Genomic DNA, 25104 nt, shown 5'->3' with positions numbered 1-25104 from the left:
ATCAAGCCAAAGGAAAAAAATATTGTTACATTAGCATCATGAAGGTTTTTGCATTCCTAAAAAGCGCCAAGTTTTTCACTATTCTTGCACCATGCTTTATGGTGTATTTAGTCCTTGGTACGCTGGCTCAAAAATACATGGGGCTACATGAAGCCACAGAAAACTATTTCTACAGCTGGACACTCTGGATGCATGGCATTCCTCTTCCAGGTTTTCTCACCCTTGCTGTTCTCCTTCTTCTCAATTTAACCCTTTTTAGCATCACACAAAACTGGCAGAAAAAAACATATGGTCTGATGTTTATGCATGTGGGTGTTATTGGTCTTGTTCTCAGCATGATCTTCACACCTGTGTGGAGTACAGAAGGTTATATATCTTTTAAAGTTGGTGAAACTGTCGATACCCTCACCAGCTATTTTGAAAAGGAATTCATTGTTGAACATAACGGAGAAACATGGACATTTAACCATGACACTCTAACAGAGGCGACACGCCTACAAGATACAAACTGGCCCTTTGAAGTTCAGATTGTTGAACACTGCAAAAACTGTAAAATCTCAGCCCGTAAAGAGGGGCCTGTTCCCTTCCTTGGCATGGGCGCTAACATGCAGCTTTCTCCAAAAACGTTAGAGCTCAAAGCAGAAGAAAACCTATCAGGCCTCAGCTTTATTGTTTCTGAAAATGGAGCAGCATCTGGCTTCACACTCATTGATGCAGCGCCAATTCCTGCCAGCACAGAAACAGCCTTCTTTACACTTAACAAAACGCAAACCAACTTGCCATTTAGTGTCACACTCAATCAGTTTAAAAAGACAAATTACAGCGGCACAGACATGGCCAAAGCATACATGTCTGATGTTACTGTTATGAATCATGATGGCGACAAACGCACTGCAATTGAAATGAACAGTCCTCTTTCTGTTGGCGATTACACGCTCTACCAATCTTCAGTGATTAACAGCAGTTCAGATACCCCTGTTTCAGTCCTTGCAGTGGTGCATAACCCACTTAAAGAAGCCCCATATGTTGCGACAGGTCTCATCGCTTTTGGTCTGCTTGCACATGCCCTCCAAAAAGGGAGACGTCGTAAATGATGCGCCTTCTTCTTATATGCTTCCTATTCTTTTCTAGCAGCGCATGGAGCCTAGAGGTTCCAACTGCATGGAAATATATTCCTGTCGTTCATGAAGGGCGCACCTTACACCTCAAAACATTTGCAGGACTCTTAACAGAAGAACATAACATTGTTGTTCCCCATGCTTCAGATTGGCTCTTTGAAACCATCTTTTCTCCGGAAAGCTCTCTCAATATGCCTGCAATCTCCATTACAAATGCTGAAGCTGTATCCTTCCTAGGTTTAGAAGCACGTGCAAATAATCTCTATAGCGCCAAGGAGCTTCCTACTCATTTCCTTGCTGCAAAAGAGCGCATTGAGCAGCTAGAAGACGGCGACCTCAAAACAGAGATTCAAAACATTCAAAGAACCCTGAACCTCTACTACGACCTTTCTGAAAGCTTTACCCCTTTCTTTGCTTTTGCCAACTTATCATGGAACGATATTCCAGAAGTTTTTCATCCAAGAGATATCAATACATCTCCGAGCTTTTCAGACCTCCTGCGCCACCGCGCAGATATTAAACAAACGGCTCTAGACGCTGTCGCGGCCTATGGGACTGACTTTACTACCTATCCGCAGTATCTACAAAAAGTTGCCTACCTCTCTTTCGCCATGGACTCTCTGGCAGGCCAAGGCCGAAGCTCAAGGTCTCTTCGCATCGTACCAGACCTAAATGGTGACCTGATTTCACCATGGCAGAGTATTTTAAATGCTGAAGGAACACCCGCACGCCGCACGTATTTTGAAACCCTTTCTGACGCTGTTACAGCTTACGCACAAGAGGATCAAAACAAGCTCAACAGCAGCATTCAAAAACTTGCAGCTGGCGGCACAAGCCCTAAGCTCCATGCTGAATCTCTCTACCATGCAGCAAAGCCTTTAACCTTGCTTATTGCCTTGAGCATTCTTGGTATTATTCTGAGCACAGCAAGCTTGCTGAGATGCGGGGCAATTCTAAACATGCTTTCACACACAGCACTTTGGGGCATGACCAGCTTACTCACATTCACACTCCTTGCCCGCATGTATATTTTAGGCCGTCCACCTGTCGGCACACTGTTTGAGTCGATTCTCTTTGTCGCATGTGTCTGCCTTGGTTTTGCCCTCTATAAAGGCTGGCAGAACAATAAACAGGTTCAACTCACCGCTTTTGTGAGCAGTTTCCTTCTGTTTATTTTAGCAAGCGCCATGGCTGAAACCAGCGCAGCAATGCCTCTGCTTACTGCTGTGCTCAACACACAATTCTGGTTAACGGTGCATGTGCTCTGCATCACTACGGGTTATGCTGTGAGCTTGCTTACAGCTCTCGCTGCACATGGCGCCCTTCTCACAAATAACATTACACTGGTCCGTGTCCGCACCCTTGCGGTTTGGGCCGTGTTTTTCACACTTGTTGGCACTCTGCTTGGCGGTGTTTGGGCCGATCAATCTTGGGGACGTTTCTGGGGGTGGGACCCGAAAGAAAATGGTGCCCTCCTGCTTGTGCTTTGGCTCGCATGGTGCTTGCACTTGCCATACAGCATTCAGATTTCTAAAAAGGCACAGCAAGTTTGCTTTGCTGCAACCACCATTATTGTGGCGCTGTCATGGTTTGGCGTAAACTTGCTTGGGGTTGGTTTGCATAGTTATGGCTTTACCGAAGGAATCGCTGTAGGGCTTATTAGTTTCGTTGCTGTGCAAATATGCCTCCTTGCTTACCTCTACTACAGAAAGACATCTCATGAAGCTTAAACTCATCCTCATCACATGTATTGCTGTTGGTAGCCTCTTTATGTGGGCCCGTTCTCTTGAAGTGGCACCTAAGAACACACCACCTGCCCCTAACTTTGCCATTACAGAAGAGCTCACTCTCTATAACCTTCCTAAAAAAGAAACATGGATTCATTTTTGGGCCAGCTGGTGCCCACCTTGCGTGGTAGAGATGCCAAAACTGCTTGAGCATTTTAAGGGTGATGACACACGTACTCTGGTTCTCGTTTCCCTTGATAAGAAGCAAGAGGCTTTAGAGCACTTTTTGAATAAGCAAAACAGGGACGTGCTCGCACAAGGCAATGTTCTCAGCATGTGGGATCAGCATGGCGATGTGGCCGAAGATTATCAATCTTTCCAGTACCCAGAAACTTACGTTCTAGATAAAAACTTTGAGCTCGTGCGTAAAATTAAAGGTGATAGCCAGAATTAATCTGATTTTAGAAGATCAGGGCGACGTTCTTTCGTGCGCTTAAGCGATTGCTCACTGCGCCATTTCTCAATATTTGCATGGTGGCCACTTCTGAGCACCTCTGGGACATCCCTACCTTCCCATGACTCAGGACGTGTGTAATGCGGGTACTCAAGCAGGCCATTTTCAAATGACTCTTCGCTCAGCGTATCATGGTTACCCAATACACCCGGAATGTGACGTAGCACTGCATCAACAACAACATGCACAGCCACTTCACCACCACTGAGAACATAATCCCCAATTGAAAGCTCAAAGTCTACTAGAGAATCTAGAACACGTTGGTCAATACCTTCATAATGGCCACACAGCAGAATCACACCATCTAGTTTTGCCATCTCATGGCTTTTAGCAGCCGTAAACTTCTCACCAGCGGCACTCATGTAAATCACAGGAGCTGTAGGGTTGGCTTCTTTCGCTTTACGAATCGCTTCTGCCACCACATCAGCACGCATAACCATGCCTGCGCCGCCACCATATGGCGTATCATCAACACTTTTGTGCTTACCTGTACCAAACTGGCGAATATCAACAATATCCAGTTCCCATAAATCACTCTTCATTGCGCGGCCCATAATAGACTGGCCAAGCATACCTGGAAACATATCAGGAAAGAGTGTGACAACTGTTACTTTGAAAGTCATCGTGCAAGATCCAGAAACTCTTTGGCGCTATCAGAAACAATAGCCACCTTCTCGTCTCGCTCTACACCGAGGAACATCTCTTCAACAAGTGGAATACAGAACAGGTCGCCATCCGGGCTCACCACGTCTAGAACACCATGTGCGTTGTTATCAAAGATATCTTTAATTTGCCCAAGGTTGACCCCTGACTCTGTCTCAACAGAAAAACCAATCAGCTCAGCATAGTAAGCATTGTCATCTTCTTTAAGGTCAGGAAGAGCATCTTCAGAAACATATAGATTTTTACCCCTGAGGGTTTCAGCCATATTACGGTCGGCAACACCGTCCACTTTAGCAATCACATCTGCTTTTTTGTTGCCCCTTACAGAAGACAGCAAAAAAGGTGCTCCAGTTTCATCAACCAGAGCACCATAAGACGCAATATCAAGCGGATTTAGCGTAAGAGAACGAATGCGGATTTCTCCGCGGATGCCATGAGCGCCTAGCACAAAGCCAAGGTGCACATAGCCCTCTTTACGTTTAGGCTTCAGCTGCCTCGCCTTCAGCTGGAGCTTCTGCTTCTGCAGCTTCAGCAGCAGCCGCATCAGCAGCAGCTTTTTCTTCAGCTTCTTTAGCAGCCTTTTCAGCAGCTAGACGGCCTTGAACAGCCTTAATACGACCGTCAACACGTTTTTGAAGTTTTTCACGTACTTTGTCAGAACCTAGCTTCTGCTCAAGTACAAATTTAGTTACGCGGCTAGATGGCTGTGCGCCAGTGTTTAGCCAGTGTGTTACGCGCTCAGCGTCCCACTTAAGTGCAGTTGTTTTGTCTTTTGACATTGGGTCAAAGTAACCTAGCTTCTCAATGAAGCGGCCATCACGTGGCATACGGTGATCAGCAACTACGATAGAGTAGAAAGGTTGCTTTTTGCGGCCACCACGGCTCATACGAATTTTTACAGTCATTACGTCTTTTCCTTATTTACTAATAGGTGTTTAAATCACACTTGTGCGCCGTGTCTTACCACGACAGTTTCAATATTGCAACAAAAAAGCTCATTTTTTGTGCATCCTACTCTACTACCCTGACCTGCAAATGCCTGTTATTTAAACTTCCACTGCTCATGTATAAAGACATACACTGCGCTGTGGTTTTAAATAACAAACCATTTTCGCCACAGGCTAGCGAGTAGCCTAATATCCAAACAGGCTTTAATGTAAGTTTAAAAGCGCTGTTTTCAAGCCCTATAACAAGATTTATTAAATAAATTTAAGGCTTATATTAATAAATAATTTAAGTGGGATGAAAAAAGGCATTTTAAGGCGCGTAGTGTACTGAAACGTACATAAGCAACGCAAAATGTCTTTTATCGCCCAAAGAAACTATTTACCGAAAGGGTTACCACCACCGTTTTGCATCTGCTGCATCATGGCACCTAGGCCACCCATCTTCTGCATCTGCTTCATCATCTTTTGCATCTTCTCAAAGTTTTTAAGAAGCTTATTCACGTCACTCACTTGTAGGCCTGCCCCTTTTGCAACACGTGCACGACGGCGTGCATTCATCACTTGTGGGTTTTTGCGCTCAAGTGGCGTCATCGAATCAATAATCGCCATTTGGTGAATTACAATCTTGTCATCTAGTTTACTAGAATCTAGACCTTTCATCATTTTACCAACGCCCGGCATCATCTTAAGAAGGCCTTTCATAGAACCCATGCGGCGCATCATTTTCATCTGCTTTTTCAGATCGTTAAGGTCAAACTGGCCACTAAACATCTTTTCTTGAAGACTCATCATGTCTTCTTCTTCACCCGCGACAGCGTCTTGCATCTTTTCTACAAGAGCAACCACGTCACCCATACCAAGAATGCGGTTGGCAATACGATCTGGATCAAACTCTTCGAGAGCATCCAGGCCTTCACCCGCACCAAGGAAGAGGATTGGCTGGCCTGTGACTTCACGCATAGAGAATGCTGCACCACCACGGCCATCACCATCAATACGCGTAAGGGTAATACCTGTTACGCCAATAGATTCATGGAAAGCTTCAGCCACCTTAGCAGCCACTTGACCACTCAAGGCATCTGCTACAAGAATTTTTTCTGCTGGCTGAGCAATATCAACCACGTTTTTAAGCTCACTCATCAGCGTATCGTCGAGCTCAAGACGACCCGCTGTATCAAGAATCACAACATCATGTCCGCCAGCCCCAGCTTCTTTCAATGCACGTTTTGTAATTTGTTCTGGCGTTTCATCTTCAATAGAAAGGCTATCCACACCTGTACGCTCAGCAAGTGTTTGCAACTGTTCACGTGCAGCAGGGCGGTAAATATCAAGAGAAGCAAGGAAAACGCTTTTCCCTTCTTTCTCTTTCAGGCGTTTCGCAATTTTACCAGCTGTTGTTGTTTTACCAGAACCTTGCAAACCCATCATAACGATCACAGATGGCTTACCACCCGTAAGTTCAAGCGCACGACCCTCACCCAGCACATCAACAATGGCATCATGAACAAGCTTAATCACCTGTTCACCAGGTTTTACAGATTTCAGAAGCTTTTCACCAACTGCGTTTTCTTTCACTTGGTTAATCAGACGTTTAACGACAGGGAGCGCCACATCGGCTTCAAGAAGCGCCAAACGCACTTCACGCATCGCTGTATCTACGTCAGATTCTGTTAGCAAACCACGGCTGTTGAGTTTATCAAAAACACTTTGTAAGCGGCCTGAAAGCTGGTCAAACATTTATATTTCCTTTCATATCTAGGGGAGAACCTATCCGAAAATTGATTTAAGAGCAAAAAGTTTGTGTGCCTTGCAGGTTATGTCTGTGCCTTATACATAAACATCCTGCCAACTAATAATTGCTTTACCTATATCTTGCAAAGGCACGGCTACGCTGTGCCTACCTTAGTTTGTGCCTTTGCGCTCAAAACACCTGAACGTTTTGGCTCCGCTTCGCTACACACTCTAACAGGCTACCAACTCAATGTTTTCTCATACTTCGCGAGCGTAAGTGAGCCGGCGCTTAAGGGCGCCGAGCGGTGGGGCGGAGCGTAGACCTACAAAAAAGCGTAAGCGCCGCGCCCCACCAAGATACAAATAAAGCAGTTCAGGGTATGTAACCTCTGGCAATAAAACTTCTAAATTAGTTTACAGCATAAAAAAAAGAAGTAAGCTATGCTTATGCGTAAATACATTTTTCTACTCGCACTTTTGTGCCTCACAAGCACCCTGAATGCTCAGGGCATCCCGTCTCTCGCTCCTGTGGAAACACCAAACTTTAGCTCTGGTGTCCTACCAGACCCAACGTTTCCTAAGTCTCTTGAAAAAGAAGGCGACCTAAACAGCGCTCTTCTTGAATGGAAGCGTATTGCACATACAGCCACACTAGACGGTGATGTAGAGCGTGCTAGATTCAACATCGCACGCCTGAGTTACGTACTCGGTGATATGGAATCTTCTGCCATCTTCTTTGAAGAGTTCGGTAAAACATACCCTAAAAGCCCATTTATTCCTGATGCGCTTTACTACATGAGCCGCATTTGGGACAAACTCGACCCGCCACAAGGTGGTAAGGTCTTCCGTGCGCGCCTTCTTGCTGATCACGTAGATAGTCCATACACAGAAAAAGCTTACTACCATTACCTTTGGAGCCGCGCTCTTGAAGGTGATGACCTTGCTATTATTGAACACCTGCCTTCTATTCCATCAGCACGCGGCATTGAACTCGCTGAACGTTTAAAAGCGTACCCTGTTGAAAAGAACGAACATGTTTGGATGGCAACAGGCCTTGCAGCGATTCCAGGCATGGGACACGCTTACCTGAAAGATAAATACAGCGCAGCCACAGCCTGTATTGTTGGCCTCATCCTCCTTTCAGCAATGTTCTACTCACTTAAATACCGACTTTGGTCATTTACATTGTTCTTTGCCCTTATTGGCCTCACGTTCTACGCGGGTACAATTTTCTCAGCACATAGCCTTGCACTCAGAGGTCTGCTTGAAATGCGTATTGACGCAATGAGAAGCTGGCAAACACTCCACCCTGACTATGATTGGGTATCTGAGCTTAAAGTTTCAGAAGCGACAACCGTGCAAGACCTACCTCTTTACCTCTACCGCAACAGCATTGGTAAAGTCGATGGTAGCCGCGCAAACGGTTCTCCAGTTAACAGCCTCTATGCACGCCGAGCTGTTGAAAAGCACGGCATTATGGTGGGCTCACTCTTTACAGTTGACCGCCTCGTGCGTGACTGGCGTGAAAGTGTCTTTCCTGCTGGAACAACATTCTCTGAAAACCGCTGGCGCTATGTAGACCCTCTTGCCCGTAATGACTTCTGGTACAAGGGCTAATTTCTTATGAACAAAGGCTTCACGCTTATTGAAGTGCTCATTGCATTTGTGATTGTTGCCATTGGCCTCACTACTGTTCTGGCAAGTAGCGGGCAGTTTACACGTGGCAGTGCACATATTAAGTCTAAGATTGCAGCAAACATTAGCGCACAGAACTATCTTGATGAGCTGCGCATTGAAAAGCTTGCTGGTAAACCTTTGGTGCTCAACAGTACAGGTGGCACATTTAAACAAGGCGGGTATGAGCTTCCTTATAGTGTAGATGTCACGCCTGCTGCGCTTCCTGAGTTGAAAAATATTACAGTTCGGGTTAAAACCCCTGATGGCGAGAGTACGCTCACCACACTGAACGCCTACATGATGACAAACAATTAAGGATTTCCTATGAGTTGGTTTAAGCGCCTGAGAGAAGGCCTCAAAAAGACAACAGCATCCCTTGGCAGCGCTATTGGCGACGTATTTAGTGGCGGTAAACTTGATGCTGAAACTCTAGAAAACCTTGAAGATATTCTCATTCAATCAGACCTCGGCCTTGAAGCCTCAGGTAAAGTGATTGAAACCCTCAAAGAAAAAGCTAAAGGCCTCGCTGAAAAGGATGATCCTGAAGCCCTTAAAAAGCTCCTTGCTGATACTCTTTCAGAAATTTTAACGCCACGTGCTGAAGCACTGGAAATTACAGATAAAAAGCCATTTGTTCTTGTTATGAATGGTGTAAACGGTAGCGGTAAAACAACGACAATTGGTAAGCTTTCTAGCCAGTACAAAGCGGAAGGGAAGAAAGTTCTTCTTGCGGCAGCTGATACGTTTAGAGCCGGCGCCGTAGCCCAGCTTCAAGTGTGGGCAGACCGTGCAGGTGTTCCTATTGTTACGCCAGAAAAAGAAGGCGTAGACCCAGCAACCATTGCTTATAAAGCCCATGAAAAAGCCATTGCAGAAGGCTACGACATTCTAATTATTGATACAGCAGGTCGCCTGCAAAACCGTCATGACCTGATGGAACAACTAGCAAAACTTTTCCGCACTATCAAAAAGCAAGATGAAAGCGCGCCACATGCAAGCCTTCTTGTTCTTGATGCCACTGTTGGGCAAAACGCATTCTCTCAAGTCGATGCCTTTAAAGAGACAGCTGAAATTACAGGTCTTGTGATGACTAAGCTCGATAGCAGTGCCAAAGGCGGCGTGATGATTGGTCTTGCTGATAAATATGCCCTACCAATCCATTACATTGGTGTGGGTGAAGGCATAGAAGACCTGCAGCCATTTGACGCAACTGAGTTTTGTAACCTACTGGTTGGCATCAATGAGTAATCTCGAATACGTTGACCCAACAAATACAGCAGATAAAAACCTTTGGGTAAAAGCCGAACACCTCGGCCGCTACCTTTGGGCGAAAGATCTTCTTGTTGAGCATAACGCCACAGAGCACCACCTCGACCTTGGTTGCGCCACAGGTTACGGACTAGATATCCTCAAAGACATTCCAGAAAGCCACCTTGGCCTAGATTATGATGAAACAGCAGTTGCTTCTGCTCTAGATAAAGGCGTTAACGCCCAAACATTTAATCTGGATAAAAACCGCCTCACAGACCTGAGCCAAACCTTTTCAAGCGTGACTGCTTTTGAAGTGATGGAACACTTTAATGATGCAGAAACAGTGGTCTCAGATGTATTCGCAAGCCTGAAGCAAGGTGGCCTTTTCCTCAGCTCTGTACCAAGCGAAAAATTTGAGAAAGTCGATGAAAACGGCAAACCTGCCAACATCCACCATGACCGTATTTTTAAAGATGGTGAATATGAAAGTATTCTTAAAGGTGCAGGCTTTAAAGTACTTGGTGTTTTTGGCCAACCACAAACAGCCACTCTGCCAACATTTGAAAAGTCTCTGACCAAATCAGGCAAGATCAAAAGCAGGCTCTCACGTAACCCTGCCCTGCAAGAAATGGACGCTCTCACAGCACTTACCTATCTCCTAGCATACCCTGAAGAAGGCACTGAAGCCCTCGATAAAAGCTACACTCACATTTACCTTGCTCAGAAGTAAGCTGCATTTCTGCTTTGACAAAGGCCGTTTCAGGCTGTAGTTTCCGTATACACATTATCTTATACGTTTTCCCTTACATATGGAGGCTGGATGTACTTTGACTCATCCTTCAAACCTGAACGCCTGCTGGTTTATGTCGTCGCATCAGACACAGGACTCGCGCCCAACGTAACAGGCGGAAGCTGCACGCTTTCTGTCTGCAAACCGCAAATTCGCAAACATGCAAGGCCTGAACGTGACTGGCTTGTGGGCATGTCTACCAGCAAACACGGCATGGACCGCCTCATCTACGCAAGCTCTGTAGATGAGAAGATTGACTATGCCAACTACTGGGGCATTCCACGCTTCTACGCCAAAAGGCCCAATGCCAATAATCCGTACGGTGATAACTTCAACCTGCTGGACCTTGGTGGTGGCTACCAAACCTACAAGCAAGGCATACACTATGGCCGCGAAGAAAAGATTCGCCGTAATCATAGCGTTCCTGCCACTCTTGTTGGGCATCGCTTTTGGTACTTTGGTGCAGAGGCACCGCAACTGCCACACCAGTTCCATGACACCCGTATTGTGCAAGGTGCAAGGCGTGGCCATAAGGTAATTGATGACCCGCAGCTGATTAATGCCTTTTACACATGGATTACAGAAACCTACCCCACAGGAGTACATGGTCTTCCACGAGATCTCTAAACGATGAAAAGGCGCCCCGTAGGGCGCCTTTTGCGTTTTCGCTTAGCGATGCTGCTGCATTGCCTTTACTGGCAACTTGCTTGGGGCTGAGTTTTTTACCAGCTCCATCAGCAGTTTGGTTTGCTTCTTTTGTTCCTGACGGTCTTCACGCGCCAGAGACACAAGATCCTTCAGGTAGGTCAGCATTCCAATGCGCTTCATGTCTTCCAGAGTGTCGACCCAGATGCCGAACTCAGAGTACATATCGGCTTCCATATCTTCAAGCAGACCCCACATGTTTGCAACCAGAGGCAGCGTATAACGCTTCTCATGTGCAGAGTAAGCAGGGTAAAGCTCTTGGAACTTGCCAGGTACGTTGACAGGTTTCTTGCGTGATAGCGCATTGGCCCAAACGACCTTGCCATCATATTCTGCGCTCACATCTTTCAGCTCTTTCTTCAAAGCTTTCAAATGTTTCTTCACAGGACGTTTTTTCAGTCCCAAGAATCCACCTTTGATTGCTTTCTTCTGAGCTTCAAGCTCCTCAATCTGATCTTCCAAGTCCGCCACTTTCGTGTCGAACTCTTCGATCATCAGCGTAAGTTCCCGCAACACAACTGTGCGCTTGGTAACTGCCTTGCGCAAGCGCTTATCAGCGCCAGCCAAGTGCTGTAGAGCATAGGCGCGTGCCATGTCCCGCTTTTCCACATCAGGGATGAGGTCAATTGCAGTAAACAGCTCTTCGCAAGACTTCAGAAGCCTTACAGCCAACTTTGCACGCGCACCACCTTCACTCCGAAAGCTTTGGAACACAGCAATTTTGGCTTGAATTCCCACATCCTTATCAGGGACGTGAGTATGACGGCCACGCAGACGCGACACCAAGGTAAAGGCGATCTTTTGGAAGATACCTGCACCAGCTGCTTTGAGAAGGATTCCCAGCACAACACGTGCAGAGCCACCCATAGCAACCAGACCCCAGAAGATCGGCATAATAACACCAGCAATGATGCTTGCGCCGGTTACACCATCCAGCCAGGTTACGGAGTTCTCAGCTTCACGGTTAATCCATGGCACAACATCGTTGATCCACCACTGGTAGTCCAACGTTTTGAACACCAGTTCAGACCAAGCCGCGTTGTTCCACACATGCTCGTTACGCCATTCAGCGTTGAGCCATGTGGCTTGCCAGAACTCCCACTTAAGGATGGTCTGAGCAAAGCTTTTTCCTTCCTCCATGACTTCGCCAGTTGCCAGCAACGGGCCAACAAACATAACGAAAATCACGGCAACCATGGCCAAGACCACAAAGATCCAGTTTGCCCACCGCAGCACATTCATCAAGAAACCTTCTGGTGACTTGAAACGCAGGTAAACCCACATGGCTGTGATGGTTGTCCAGCCGATTGCCATCAACCATAGCATGGGTTGCCATTGGCTAATGTCAATCACGAAGGGTGAGAGAGAGATGCTGAGTGTTGCGATGTTGATCGCGGCACTGTATAGCAGGTTCGCCATGCCAAACAGCAACAAGCTGCCGAAAAACATGATGAAGAAGGTTTTGACAATGGTCCAGAAGGTCCATTTGCCCCATCCCCATACGGATTTAAGGAAACCCATGGGTTTCTCCTTTCCAGAAAAAAGTACGAAAGTTGAACTGCATTGCATGATGCAACACAGCGGTTATGTGTGAAGGTATGGTGATAAAGAATATAAAATTCAAGGGTTCAAACACAAAAAAGCGCGGAAAAATCCGCGCTTTTTCATTGGGAGGCTTTAGGCTGCTTCTGAAACTTGGATTTTTTCCAAAGTTTGCTCAAGGTCAGCCAGAATGTCATCAATATGCTCAATACCGATACATAGGCGCACATACCCGTCTGTAATACCTGCTTTTACGCGGTCTTCCGCAGGGATTTGGCTATGCGTTGTGCTTGCAGGGTGGATCGCCATAGAGCGTGTATCACCAATGTTGGCCACGTGGTAAAACATCTTAAGGCCTGTTACAAAATCTTGGCCAGCTTTTGTGCCACCTTTAATGTCCACACCAACCATTGGGCCGTACATGCCGCCCATGAGTTCAGTCGCCCACTTCTCAGTATCGCCACCGTTAATTGTTGGATAGTTTACAAAGTTTACTTTCGGATGGTTACTCAAGTATTCAGCGACTGCTTTTGCATTTGCGCAGTGCTTTTCCATACGCAGAGAGAGTGTTTCTAGGCCCTGAGAAAGTAGGAATGCATTCATAGGTGCAAGGCAACCACCAAAGTCACGGATCATTGTGGCACGAAGCTTAAGAATGTAAGCCATTTCGCCAAATTTTTCGATCCACTTCATACCGTGTAGTGACGGGTCAGGACGACTGATCATAGGGAAACGATCAGCATGCTTAGCCCAGTCAAACTTACCACTATCTACAATGATACCACCAATTGTTGTACCGTGGCCGCAAATGTATTTTGTCGCACTGTAAACAGCAATGTGTGCACCATGTTCAAACGGGCGGCAAAGTGCCGGCGTTGCACATGTGTTATCAATGGCTAGAGGCACACCCACTTCATTTGCAATTTTAGCGACTTCATGAATTGGGAAAACATTCAGTTTCGGGTTTGGAAGAGTTTCACCCCAGTAAAGGCGTGTGTTCTCATCTGTTGCACGGCGGAAGTTCTCAGGGTCGCTGTGGTCCACAAAGCGTGCTTCAATACCGTAGTCTTTAAGAATATTTTTAAACAGGTTACTCACACCACCGTACAGGTTTGGTGACGTTACAAAATTATCACCTGCCTTACAGATGTTCATCACCGTGTAGGCTGCTGCTGTCATACCAGATGACACAGCAACAGCGCCGACACCGCCGTCAAGCTCTGTCATACGTGCTTCAAACTGGTCAACTGTCGGATTACCAACACGCGTGTAAATCTGACCCATTTCTTCAAGCATGAAGCGGTCAGCAGCGCTTTCTGTAGAAGGGAATTGAAACCCTGATGTCTGGTGAATAGGGGTAATAACACTCCCGTGACTTGGGTCGCATTTTAGTCCGCTATGAATGGCTTTTGTTTCAAATTTCATTGTTATTATCCTTTTCCCTATTCAATTGATGCAGATAGTGTACTGATTTTTAAACTTTGGTAAACCATAAAACACTTGCGGAGAATGTTAAGTTTCTTTAAGTTTGGCGAGATTTATCGATCTTTATTTCTTCACTTTTTCTGGAGTTTACACACATGTGGAAAGCTTTAGCCCTAAGCGCAGCCGCTTTGGTTGCCACCCCTGCCCTTGCGCAGGAACAGCTCTTTGCTGAAAATATTCAGCAAATTGAATCTTCTGAACTGGATGCCTTACAAGATGCAATTGGCAAAACCGCAGCCATTACCACCATCAGCCCTGTTGATGAAGCCGGCCGCGTTCTTCGTGCCACTGGTAGCGGCTCTGCGTTCTTTATGAATGTGGAAGGCCAAAACTACCTCTGGACCAACAATCACGTTGTACAAGGTGCCACTTATGTGCGCTATCAACTGTGCAACCAAAGTGGTGCAGAATATCAGGTTCCTATGTCTGATTTTTGGCGTGACAGCAATCGCGACTTTGCCAGTCTGACACTTCCCCGCAGCCTTTCAGGTTTGCCGAGCTTCAAGCCCGCCAACCTGGACCTTCTGCGCGAAGGACAAGAGGTTTACCTGATTGGTAGCCCGCTTGGTTTTGCATGTAGTGTTTCAAAAGGTGTTCTCAGCTACAACGGTCGGCATTTGCCTCGCCAAGGTCTCTCCAGCATGTATGGTGACTTCCAAACAGACGCTGCACTGAACCCGGGTAACTCTGGCGGTATTGCTCTTGTGATGCAAGACGGCGAACTGAAAGCCATTGGCATGAACACGTTCATCATCTCGCCAACCCGTGCGAATATTGGCCTCGGCTTCATCCAGCCTCTGGATATGCTGCAAACCTCTCATAGCTATATGCGTGAAAACGCTGGACGTACCTTTATCAGCTCAATTGATGCGAATTTTGCAGACCTCAGCTATGAATACTGGGTCCGCCTTGGTGCATTCAATGGCAGTTTCCGTGCGTTTGCAGAAAACGGAAACCGCGGCGCGGTTATTCGCTCAATGGAACGTGATGGTGTGGCAGCCCTTACAGGCTTGCGCGTTGGTGATATTATTATTGGCGTCAACGGTTTTGATGCTGAAAATAGCCTGATGGTTGGTTATGAAATTGCCAATACTCTGCCCAGTGATGAAATCACACTTCGCATTATACGCCATGGCCACGTACTGGAGTTCACTCTTGAACCCAGCTACGACAATGCCTCTTTGCAAATTGAAGATAGCAGCACTGTGCCCACTTACTACTGGGGAAGCACAGGTGTGGAAAGCATCCTGCCTGCAGCCAACGTACTTGAAGAGTACCTGGGCGCTGAGCGTTACATTGCCCTCACCCCAGAGGAGCGCGCAGAGATTGCCGAGCGCTGGGATATTGGCAATGGCATTGTGATTAACCAAATCGCAAACAGAAGCCCTGTCCATGAATCTGGCATCAACACCTTCACCATTGTGGAGGCCGTTGAAGTAAACGGTGTCTGGGTTGCTATCCATAACCTTGATGAGTTTAACGCCATGATGGATCTCCAAATTGGAAAACCTGTTCCTGTTCTGGTCCGTCACCTGCCTTCTGAAGTTCATAGCCATATGAACCCTCATGCAGAAGTTGTGATGGTGACACCACGCTACGCTGAAAAATAATCGAACTAAAAACCCCCGCACTTGCGGGGGTTTTTCTTATCGAATTACTTTAAAATACATTCACGATGAGTGAAAATGAATAGATTGTTATGTGTCATGTACTTAGTAGTACATAAGTATAACAAGCTAACATTTGCAGCCATTGTAAAGTATTTTCCCTTTAGTAATGAACCGACATTGTGTCGCGCGGGTTCACACGTGTTGCTGGCGCAAATTTAGTCAGGTCTACACCCTCAACAGCAGATTCATACTCTTCAATGTTTGGCGTACGACCAAGGATCGCAGAAAGTACTACAACAGGTGTTGAAGCAAGGAGAGATTCACCTTTCTTCTCAGTAGAATCTTCTACCACACGACCTTGGAAAAGGCGCGTTGATGTGGCAAGAACCGTATCCCCTTTTTCAGCTTTCTCTTGGTTACCCATGCAAAGGTTACAGCCAGGGCGCTCAAGGTACAGAATATTCTCATATTCAGTACGCGCTGTTTGCTTCGGTGCATTATCATCAAACTCAAAGCCAGCATACTTTTGGAGAATATCCCAGTCGCCTTCTTCTTTCAGTTCATCAATAATGTTGTACGTTGGAGCTGTCACAACAAGCGGTGCTTTAAACTCCACTTTGCCTTCTTTTTTCTCAACGTTTCTCAGCATCTGGGCCACGATTTTCAAGTCTCCTTTGTGAACCATGCAAGACCCAACAAATCCAAGATCAACCTTTTTCTCACCTTTGTAGTATGAGATTGGACGAATCGTATCGTGCGTGTAACGCTTAGAAACATCGTCGTTGTTTACATCAGGGTCTGCAATCATTGGCTCTCTAATCTCGTCAAGATCAACCACCACCTCAGCAAAGTATTTGGCATTGCTATCAGGTGTAAGAGCTGGTTTTTCACCAGAACGGATTTCAGCAATACGCTTGTCTGCTTTTGCAATCAGACCAGCAAGCACGCCTTTATCGTTATCCATGCCTTTATCAATCATGATCTGCATGCGGTGTTTAGCAATTTCAAGTGAGCCAATCAGCGTTTCATCTTCAGAAATGCAGATAGACGCCTTAGCTTTCATCTCCGCTGTCCAGTCTGTAAATGTAAATGCTTGGTCAGCCAAAAGCGTACCAATGTGTACTTCAATCACACGACCTTGGAAGACGTTATCACCAAATTGTTTCAGCATTTGAGACTGCGTGGCATGTACGACGTCACGGAAGTCCATATAAGGCTTCATCTCACCTTTAAAGGTTACTTTTACAGATTCAGGAATTGGCATTGTTGCTTCACCTGTTGCCAGAGCAAGCGCCACAGTTCCAGAGTCAGCACCAAAGGCGACCCCCTTAGACATACGCGTGTGTGAGTCACCACCAATAATCACGTCCCAGTCATCAACTGTAATGTCGTTTAGAACCTTGTGAATCACGTCTGTCATTGCAGGGTAAACATCTTTTGGATCACGACCAGTGATGAGCCCAAACTTATGCATAAACTTCATCAGTCTTGGCGTGTTTTCTTGAGCTTTAAAGTCCCATACAGATGCTGTGTGACAGCCAGATTGGTAAGCCCCATCCACTGTTGGAGAAATCACCGTTGCAGCCATTGCTTCAAGTTCCTGAGAGGTCATCAGACCTGTTGTATCTTGAGAACCTACAATGTTCACTTTCACACGAATATCCGAGCCAGCATGCAGTATTTTACCACTCGCAACACCAACAGCATTTTTGTTGAAGATCTTTTCAACAGCTGTGAGGCCTTGGCCTTCATGAGAGACCTCTTTAGAAGGGGCAAAAACAGGCAGAACCGAAATACCAAGCGCTTCAGCGGCAAAACTTTGGAGCTTCTTACCAAATACAATTGCGTATGAGCCACCGGCTTTAATAAACTCAACCTTTTGCGGCGTGAGAGCAGATGAAATATCAGCAAGCTCTTTATCACCGTCATAGAGCTTCTTGCTCTTTGTGTTAATGGTCAGAACTGTACCTGTTTTAACTGAGTATGCCTCTTCAAGTACGGCGTTGCCTTCAGCATCCTTTACTGTTTTACCCTCAGCATCTTTTTTCTTCACCCAGTTTTTTAGGTCAATCCCGATACCGCCTGTTACGCCTACAGTTGTAAGGAAGATTGGTGAAATACCATTTGTTCCCGCAACGATTGGTGCAATGTTTACAAATGGTACATATGGGCTAGCTTGCTTACCTGTCCAAAGGGCGACATTATTCACGCCCGACATACGAGAAGAACCAACACCCATAGTCCCTTTTTCAGCAATCAGCATCACACGCTTATCAGGGTGTTGCGCTTTAAGTTCTTGAATTTCTTTTTGAGCTTTTTCAGAAATGAAGCACTGACCATGCAACTCTCTATCCGCACGTGAGTGGGCTTGGTTACCCGGAGAAAGAAGGTCTGTTGAAATATCCCCTACACCTGCAATGTAAGTAACCACTTCAATTTTCTCATCTACATCAGGAAGCTTGGTAAAGAACTCTGCCTTCGCGTAGCTTTCAAGAATTTCATGCGCAATGGCATTTCCTGCTTTATAGGCATCATTCAGGCGCTCTGTATCTGCATCATATAAAAAGACTTGTGTTTTAAGCACCTCTGCAGCTGACTTTGCCGTTGCAGCATGATCACCAAGAGCCAAGTCAATCAACACCTCTACAGAAGGGCCACCTTTCATGTGAGAGAGAAGCTCAAATGCAAATTCAGGCGTAATTTCTGGAAGTATTTCGTTCCCCAGAATAATCTCTTTTAGGAATTTTGCTTTTTCGCCCGCTGCACTTGTTGTACCCGGCAGCGTGTTGTAGATGAAAAACTTGAGAGAGTCTTCACGGTAAGCGTTACCTTTATCTTTAATCTGAGCAATGAGCTCACTCACAAGCGCACCGTCATCAATTGGCTTTGGATGTAAGCCCTGCCCTTTTCTTGTTTCAATTTCGCTTAGATAATCAGTATATAGGCTCATCGTCTCTCTCGCTTCTTATTGGACTTATGAATAAGTCGTTGATCTCAAATCTCGCGGTCATTATATCCTGCTTTTTTCAATTTCCCAAGCAGAACACCATGAAACCGATTTGCAAATAACTTTAAAGCATTGCGATTTTGAGATGAGATGTGCTGTTTTGGTTTTGCGCTAAGTGCTTAGGCACTTTAACAAAGGTAAAACAGTACAGGTCGCTCAAATAATTTATTTTCGAATCGGTTTCCTTGCGGTTTTTTCATAAAAGGCGCACACTTATGGCGCATAACAAAAAGGAGAAAGAAAATGCCTGAATTTGCAGACCTTATGAACAGCTTTGAGCCAAGTGGAATTGTTGAAATTAACAACACTGCCACGGCCATGAAAGCAGACGGCATTGACGTGGTAAACCTTTCAATCGGGGTGCCAAATTTTTCTCCACCATCACATGCTTACGATGCAGGTAAGGCCGCGATTGATAGCGACATCGGCCTTAAGTACCTCAACAGTAAAGGCCAGCCTACCCTTCTTGAAGCCTTTAGGGGACGCCTCAAAGAAGACGGCTTCTCTTATGATATGAGTGAGATCTGCATCACAATGGGCGGTAAAGGAGCTTTGTACCTTCTATTCCGCGCACTCCTCGATGAAGGTGATGAAGTGGTTTACGGTGCGCCATACTGGTCATCTTACCGCGGTATGATCAAGTTCTGTGGTGGCACGCCAACAGCTCTTACATGTGGTAGTGAGCAGCACTACAAGCTCACACCAGAGCAGCTAGATGCCGCGATTACAGAAAAGACAAAGATCTTCCTATTTAACAACCCATCAAACCCAACAGGCATGGTGTACACAGAAGACCAAGTGAAGGCTCTTGCTGAAGTAATGAAAAAACACCCGCATGTCTGGATTCTGTCTGATGATATCTATGACAAACTGATTTACGATGGTGAAAAATTCCATCACCTGCTGCACTTTGCACCAGAACTAAAAAATCGCCTATTCATCATGCAATCTGTTTCTAAAAACTATGGCCTACCGGGCCTTCGCATTGGTGGTATTGCAGGGCCTGAAAAAGTTCTCAAACTTCTGCCAAAGATTGTTGGCCAAACGTACATGAACATTCCAAACATTAGCCAGCAGATTGCGGCAAGTGTCTTTTCTGGTGACCATAGCTTCCTAACTGAAGTGAAAGATAACTTTGTGAAGCGCCGTGATATTGCGCTAAGCGCCATGGAAGAGTGCGGCCTAACATGTCCAAAACCATCAGGCGCATTTTACGTATTCCCTGATGCCAATGTTTACATGGGCACAAGCTACAAAGGTAAACCTGTTAACAATGGTTATGACCTTTGCAAACTCCTCCTAGAAGAGGCGCATGTGGCCACTGTACCAGGTGAAGAGTTTGGTGCCGACGGGTGCTTCCGTATCTCTTACGCTTGCCCAGAAGCAGAGCTACAAAAAGGTATGGACCGCCTAGTCAGCTTCTTTAAAGAACTGAAACAAAGTCAGGTTGCCTAACAAGCTAGGCTTGCCTTGTTTTGGCTCACGTTGAAGCCTTTAACATGGACCAATGCAAACTGATACAAACACAGGATTTAAAAAAGTAAAGAAATGAAAATATTTGCAGCTCAGCTTAACCCAACAGTTGGTGACCTTAAAGGTAATGCCTTGAAGATTTCTAACGCTTATGCACGCGGCGTGAAGCTGGGCGCAGATATTGTGATTTTCCCAGAGATGATTCTCACAGGGTACCTTCCTCAAGACCTTCTCTTTAGTGAAGACTTTCTAGGAGCCTTAGATGCTGAGGTTGATAAACTTGTTTCTGCAACAACAGCAGAAACAGCCCTCATCCTTTCAGTGCCTCGCCGTGTCGATAACCATAAAACACACGCCACAGGCCTTGTTGATAAACCACTCACCTTTAACAGCGCCCTATTTTGTGCAGGCGGTAAAGTACTCTCTACTCATGGTAAAGAGCATCTGTTTAACTACAGTGTTGCCGACGAAAAACGTGTCTTTGCTTTCCATACAGAACATACACCGCAGGAGTGGAAAGGCGTGAGTATTGGTATTCCAATCTGCCGCGATGTTTGGTATAGCGATGTTTGTGAAAAACTAAAAAACAAAGGCGCAGATATTCTTCTCTCACCAAATGGTTCACCATACTTTTCTGGTAAACATGAAGGCCGTGTGGAGCTCATGCAAGAGCGTGTAAAAGAAACAGGCTGCCCTGCTCTCTATTTGAACCTTGTTGGCGGACAAGATGATTACATTTTTGATGGGCGCTCGTTTGCCTGCTCAGTTGATATAGATACACCAACAGCGCAATTCAGCCCATGGGTGGAAGAAGAGCAACTTCTAGAGCTCAAAGGCAACCAAATCACAGGTAAACTCTCTCCTCTTCCAGAGAGTAAATGGCAAGATATTTACCATGCTACAGTGATGGGACTGAGAGATTACTGCCATAAAAATGGCTTCACGAAAGCCGTGCTAGGCCTTAGTGGCGGTGTGGATAGCGCACTGGTTGCCATCCTTGCCTCTGAAGCACTCGGCAAAGAGAACGTAACAGGTATCCTCATGCCAAGTGATTACTCAACATCACACAGTGTGGATGATGCAAACGCCCTTGCAGCCAATTTGGGTATCCATACACACATGCTGCCAATCAAACAGCTCAAAGACGCCTTTGATAGCACGTGGCAGGAAACCTTCTCACAGGCCCCATCAGGCCTCACAGAGCAAAACTTACAAGCCCGATTGCGTGGTAGTCTGGTCATGGCCTTTACTAATGCTAGGGCCAGCACACTCGCCCTGACAACAGGTAACAAGAGTGAAGTGGCTGTTGGGTACTGTACGCTGTACGGTGATATGAACGGTGCTTATAACCCAATTAAAGACCTCTACAAAACAGAGGTGTTTGATCTGTGTGCATGGATTAACCGTGATGCTGAAATTATCCCAGATAACATTCTCAGCAAACCGCCAAGCGCTGAACTGGCTCCTGATCAGAAAGATAGCGACAGCCTACCTGATTACCCAGTACTCGATGCCATTCTAAAACTTGCTATTGAGAGAAATATTTGGAGCGCAGAAACCATTGCAAAGGAGACAGGTGTAAATCTACAAATGGCGAAAGATGTTTTGCGCCTGATTCGTATGAATGAGTACAAACGTTACCAAGCTGCCCCAGGCCCAAAACTGAGCAAAGTGGCCTTCGGTGTAGATAGGCGCTATCCACTCACCAACAGATTTTCAATCCAATAAAAAAGCCCCCGCTTGGGGGCTTTTTGTTTAGAGATTAGAGCTTCGTTCCAGCTCTTCAACAATTTCAGGCCAAGTGGTTTGAGCTGTACCAATTTTAGAAACAACAACACCACCAGCAGCATTGGCAAGTTCAGCCGCTTCTGCAAGCTGAAGACCAGCAGCAACACCTGCAGACATTGTTGCAATAACCGTATCACCTGCACCAGACACATCACGTACTTCACGTACAAATGACTTAAGGTGCTTTACAGTTACTCCATCAAAGAGTGTCATACCGTCACCAGCACGTGTTAGAAGCACAGATGGAAGTTTACATTGGTCAAGTAACTTACCTGCCATCACTTCTGCTTCAGCGTCCGTCTCAGGCGCTTTTTCACCTGTCAGCTCAGAAGACTCTTTTAGGTTTGGCGTAATCAAAGAGAGCCCTTCGTATGAAATACCCGGACGTGGCTTAGGATCTGCAAGAATATAACCGTCAGCCCAAAGCTCTTTCACAAACTCAAGCATGTCTTGGTCAATCACACCTTTACCGTAATCAGAAACAATAATCACATCAGCCTGCGTACGAATTTCACCCAGCTTTTCTTTAAGCGCATCACGCTCTTGTGGTGAAAGACCTTCTTTCACTTCATCATCCACACGCACCACATGTTGGCCTGCTGCCACCACGCGCATTTTGTATGTTGTTGGACGGTTTGTATAAAGCATAGAGTCCAGAGAGATCTCATTCTGGCCGCACATCGTTTTCACAGTTTCTGCCGCACTATCCATACCGAGAATACCAACTGGCAGAGGGTTCACACCGAGAGACTTAAGGTTAAACACCACGTTTCCTGCACCACCAAGTGTTTGTTGACGGTCTTTGACAGTTACAACAGGCACAGGCGCTTCAGGAGAAATACGCTCAGCTGCGCCAAACACAAATTCATCCAACATAAAGTCACCAAGTACCGCAACAACCTGCCCTTTAAAAGGGTTTTGATCTACAGAAAACACGTCTGCTTCCTTCTTATTTAAACTTTGTTTATGTGTCGCCATCATATAGAGAGCTTTTTAACCTGTCAAGAAATGTATACATTCGTCATTTTAAATAAAATTAAGTCATATCAAACAGCTTGAAATTCTGTTTAGTTAAAAACGAAAATACCTTATTGGCAAGGAGCGTAGGCGATGTGTACTTAAATGTACATGAGCCGAGCACCGCAACCAATAAGGTATTTGCAGTAATAAATAAACAGAATTAGATCAGCGGCTTTTCAGCTACGAGAAGCTTCGCTTCTAGAATCGCTTGTTTCTTTTCTGCATTTTGGATATCAAGCATGTCTGCTTTGTTGGCGTACAGCTTAGAAACCTCAGAGCGAGCTTCCTTCAGTTCTGCTTCCACAGCTTTGTAGTCAATATCAGCTTTAGCTTGAGCGCCTTCAGCAAGCACAGTTACGTGATCGCCTGCAACGTCTGCAAAACCATGAGCCACTGCAAAGTCGTGTGTTTCGCCTGATTTCGTGCGGACATGAATTTTACCTGGCTTCAAAGTTGAAATCAGTGGTGCGTGATTTTCAAGCACACCAAACTCACCTTCGCTACCTGGTACAACAACAAGCTCAGCATCAAATGATGCAAGCTGTTTTACCGGAGTCACTAGGTCAAATTTCATGGGTTGTCCTTTTCTTTAAAGTTAAGCGGCAAAGCCGCTTGCCGTTAGGCAAGCGTCTTCGCTTTTTCAATCGCTTCTTCAATTGTACCTACCATGTAGAACGCGTTCTCTGGCATGTCATCGTGCTGACCTTCAATGATTTCTTTGAAGGCACGGATTGTGTCAGCAAGTTTCACGTACTTACCAGCCATACCCGTAAACTGCTCAGCAACGTGGAACGGCTGAGATAGGAAACGTTGGATACGACGTGCACGTGCAACCACAAGCTTATCTTCTTCAGAAAGCTCATCCATACCAAGAATCGCGATGATATCTTGTAGAGATTTGTACTTCTGTAGAGTTTCTTGTACTGCTGTCGCTACACCGTAGTGCTCTTCACCAATCACTTGTGGGTCAAGTACACGAGACGTAGAGTCTAGTGGGTCTACCGCTGGGTAAATACCAAGCTCGGCAATAGAACGGTTCAATACTGTTGTTGCATCAAGGTGCGAGAACGTTGTTGCTGGTGCAGGGTCAGTCAAGTCATCCGCAGGTACGTAAACGGCCTGTACAGATGTAATCGAACCTTTCTTAGTCGATGTAATACGCTCCTGCATGGCACCCATGTCAGTCGATAGCGTCGGCTGGTAACCTACCGCCGATGGGATACGACCAAGAAGGGCTGATACCTCAGAACCTGCCTGCGTGAAACGGAAGATGTTATCAACGAAGAACAGTACGTCCTGACCTTCTTCATCACGGAAGTATTCCGCTTGAGTTAGGGCAGAAAGTGCAACACGAGCACGTGCTCCTGGAGGTTCGTTCATCTGACCGTAAACAAGTACAGCTTTAGAATCTTCTGGCTTCTCAATGTTGATTACGCCTGATTCGATCATCTCGTGGTAAAGGTCGTTACCTTCACGTGTACGCTCACCAACACCACCAAATACTGAGTAACCACCGTGCCCTTTGGCAATGTTGTTAATCAATTCCATAATCAGTACTGTTTTACCTACACCGGCACCACCGAATAGACCAATTTTACCACCCTTAGCATATGGCTCAAGAAGGTCAATTACCTTAATACCTGTTTCAAGAATTTCTACTTCAGTAGACTGGTCTGCGAAAGCTGGTGCTTCTTTGTGAATCACAGATGATTTCTTAGCAGTCAGAGGACCACGCTCATCAATTGGCTCACCAACTACGTCAAGAATACGACCTAGGTTTTCTGGGCCAACTTTAACTGTAATTGCAGCGCCTGTATCTACAGCTTCTTGGCCACGTACTAGACCTTCAGTTGCTTGCATAGAAATGGTACGAACGCTGTTCTCACCAAGGTGCTGTGCAACTTCAAGAGTAATTGTTTCGCCGTCTTCACCTTTAACGTGAAGGGCGTTCATCATTGCTGGCACGCTTTCATCAAACGCCACGTCGACCACAGGGCCAATAACGCGGGTAATCTTACCAGTGTTTGCTTTTGCCATTGGATATTATCTCCTTGTT

At 45.9% G+C, this 25104-nt stretch carries 21 protein-coding genes; 11 read left to right on the top strand and 10 right to left on the bottom strand.

Annotated elements, in window-relative coordinates; genetic code table 11:
• Positions 1–38: 38 nt before the first annotated feature.
• Genes VX730_01550 through VX730_01540 form a run of 3 tightly spaced genes read left to right on the top strand, consistent with a single transcriptional unit; the run spans position 39 to position 3299 of the window.
• Entirely contained in the window at positions 39–1094 is a 1056-nt protein-coding gene (locus VX730_01550) for a cytochrome c biogenesis protein ResB (protein ID MEC9291066.1), read from the top strand.
• Positions 1091–2848, top strand: coding sequence for a cytochrome c biogenesis protein CcsA (gene ccsA / locus VX730_01545; protein MEC9291065.1), 1758 nt, complete (start codon positions 1091–1093; stop codon positions 2846–2848). The genes VX730_01550 and ccsA overlap by 4 nt, the downstream gene beginning before the upstream one ends.
• Complete coding sequence (locus VX730_01540; GenBank protein MEC9291064.1) at positions 2838–3299, top strand: TlpA disulfide reductase family protein; 462 nt, start codon at positions 2838–2840, stop codon at positions 3297–3299. Before ccsA ends, VX730_01540 begins: the two co-directional genes overlap by 11 nt.
• Here VX730_01540 and trmD read toward each other — a convergent pair.
• The 4 genes from trmD to ffh form a co-directional block, all read right to left on the bottom strand.
• Positions 3296–3982 carry a tRNA (guanosine(37)-N1)-methyltransferase TrmD gene (gene trmD, locus VX730_01535; protein MEC9291063.1) on the bottom strand — a complete coding sequence of 229 codons (687 nt, stop codon included), beginning with the start codon at positions 3980–3982 and terminating at the stop codon, positions 3296–3298. The genes VX730_01540 and trmD overlap by 4 nt on opposite strands.
• Complete coding sequence (gene rimM / locus VX730_01530; GenBank protein ID MEC9291062.1) at positions 3979–4566, bottom strand: ribosome maturation factor RimM; 588 nt, start codon at positions 4564–4566, stop codon at positions 3979–3981. The genes trmD and rimM overlap by 4 nt, the downstream gene beginning before the upstream one ends.
• Entirely contained in the window at positions 4502–4927 is a 426-nt protein-coding gene (gene rpsP / locus VX730_01525) for a 30S ribosomal protein S16 (GenBank protein MEC9291061.1), read from the bottom strand. Before rpsP ends, rimM begins: the two co-directional genes overlap by 65 nt.
• Before the next feature lie 417 nt (positions 4928–5344).
• Positions 5345–6706: a signal recognition particle protein gene (gene ffh, locus VX730_01520; protein MEC9291060.1), complete on the bottom strand. Its 1362-nt coding sequence runs from the start codon at positions 6704–6706 to the stop codon at positions 5345–5347.
• Positions 6707–7147: 441 nt separating this feature from the next.
• Here ffh and VX730_01515 point away from each other — a divergent pair, with 441 nt between their 5' ends.
• From VX730_01515 to VX730_01495, 5 genes are all read left to right on the top strand, one after another.
• Positions 7148–8317: a hypothetical protein gene (locus VX730_01515; protein ID MEC9291059.1), complete on the top strand. Its 1170-nt coding sequence runs from the start codon at positions 7148–7150 to the stop codon at positions 8315–8317.
• A 6-nt stretch (positions 8318–8323) separates the two neighbouring features.
• Complete coding sequence (gspI, locus tag VX730_01510; GenBank protein ID MEC9291058.1) at positions 8324–8692, top strand: type II secretion system minor pseudopilin GspI; 369 nt, start codon at positions 8324–8326, stop codon at positions 8690–8692.
• Positions 8693–8701: 9 nt separating this feature from the next.
• The gene (gene ftsY / locus VX730_01505) at positions 8702–9625 is read left to right on the top strand and encodes a signal recognition particle-docking protein FtsY (protein ID MEC9291057.1); all 924 of its coding nucleotides are present in this window, start codon (positions 8702–8704) and stop codon (positions 9623–9625) included.
• The gene (locus tag VX730_01500) at positions 9618–10358 is read left to right on the top strand and encodes a methyltransferase domain-containing protein (GenBank protein ID MEC9291056.1); all 741 of its coding nucleotides are present in this window, start codon (positions 9618–9620) and stop codon (positions 10356–10358) included. The genes ftsY and VX730_01500 overlap by 8 nt, the downstream gene beginning before the upstream one ends.
• A 90-nt stretch (positions 10359–10448) precedes the next feature.
• The gene (locus VX730_01495) at positions 10449–11045 is read left to right on the top strand and encodes a hypothetical protein (protein ID MEC9291055.1); all 597 of its coding nucleotides are present in this window, start codon (positions 10449–10451) and stop codon (positions 11043–11045) included.
• Positions 11046–11087: 42 nt separating this feature from the next.
• Here the strand turns inward: VX730_01495 and VX730_01490 are convergent, their stop codons facing one another.
• Together VX730_01490 and VX730_01485 are read right to left on the bottom strand one after the other, a co-directional pair.
• Positions 11088–12644, bottom strand: a complete 1557-nt coding sequence (locus VX730_01490; protein ID MEC9291054.1) for a hypothetical protein — start codon at positions 12642–12644, stop codon at positions 11088–11090.
• A 156-nt stretch (positions 12645–12800) separates the two neighbouring features.
• Entirely contained in the window at positions 12801–14090 is a 1290-nt protein-coding gene (locus tag VX730_01485; GenBank protein MEC9291053.1) for an O-acetylhomoserine aminocarboxypropyltransferase/cysteine synthase family protein, read from the bottom strand.
• A 155-nt stretch (positions 14091–14245) separates the two neighbouring features.
• Here VX730_01485 and VX730_01480 point away from each other — a divergent pair, with 155 nt between their 5' ends.
• Entirely contained in the window at positions 14246–15760 is a 1515-nt protein-coding gene (locus VX730_01480; protein ID MEC9291052.1) for a trypsin-like peptidase domain-containing protein, read from the top strand.
• Between the two features lie 160 nt (positions 15761–15920).
• On the opposite strand, the gene VX730_01475 is transcribed toward VX730_01480, so the two are convergent.
• A complete protein-coding gene (locus VX730_01475) occupies positions 15921–18710 on the bottom strand; it encodes a bifunctional aconitate hydratase 2/2-methylisocitrate dehydratase (GenBank protein MEC9291051.1) in 2790 nt (929 codons plus the stop codon).
• Positions 18711–19010: 300 nt separating this feature from the next.
• Between VX730_01475 and VX730_01470 the strand changes: the two genes are divergently transcribed.
• Both VX730_01470 and VX730_01465 read left to right on the top strand, forming a co-directional pair.
• A complete protein-coding gene (locus VX730_01470; GenBank protein ID MEC9291050.1) occupies positions 19011–20222 on the top strand; it encodes a pyridoxal phosphate-dependent aminotransferase in 1212 nt (403 codons plus the stop codon).
• A 93-nt stretch (positions 20223–20315) separates the two neighbouring features.
• Entirely contained in the window at positions 20316–21968 is a 1653-nt protein-coding gene (locus VX730_01465; protein ID MEC9291049.1) for an NAD+ synthase, read from the top strand.
• Between the two features lie 27 nt (positions 21969–21995).
• On the opposite strand, the gene VX730_01460 is transcribed toward VX730_01465, so the two are convergent.
• The 3 genes from VX730_01460 to atpD form a co-directional block, all read right to left on the bottom strand.
• Positions 21996–23009 carry a PfkB family carbohydrate kinase gene (locus VX730_01460; GenBank protein MEC9291048.1) on the bottom strand — a complete coding sequence of 338 codons (1014 nt, stop codon included), beginning with the start codon at positions 23007–23009 and terminating at the stop codon, positions 21996–21998.
• A 199-nt stretch (positions 23010–23208) separates the two neighbouring features.
• Positions 23209–23622, bottom strand: coding sequence for an ATP synthase F1 subunit epsilon (gene atpC / locus VX730_01455; protein MEC9291047.1), 414 nt, complete (start codon positions 23620–23622; stop codon positions 23209–23211).
• 44 nt (positions 23623–23666) lie between these two features.
• Entirely contained in the window at positions 23667–25085 is a 1419-nt protein-coding gene (atpD, locus tag VX730_01450) for a F0F1 ATP synthase subunit beta (protein ID MEC9291046.1), read from the bottom strand.
• Positions 25086–25104: the final 19 nt, after the last annotated feature.

The sequence above is a fragment of the Pseudomonadota bacterium genome (genome assembly GCA_036141575.1).
GTDB lineage: Bacteria > Pseudomonadota > Alphaproteobacteria > UBA2136 > JAPKEQ01 > JAPKEQ01.
Note: the sequence above shows the minus strand (reverse complement) of the source record. Positions and strands in the feature narration are given on the sequence as shown.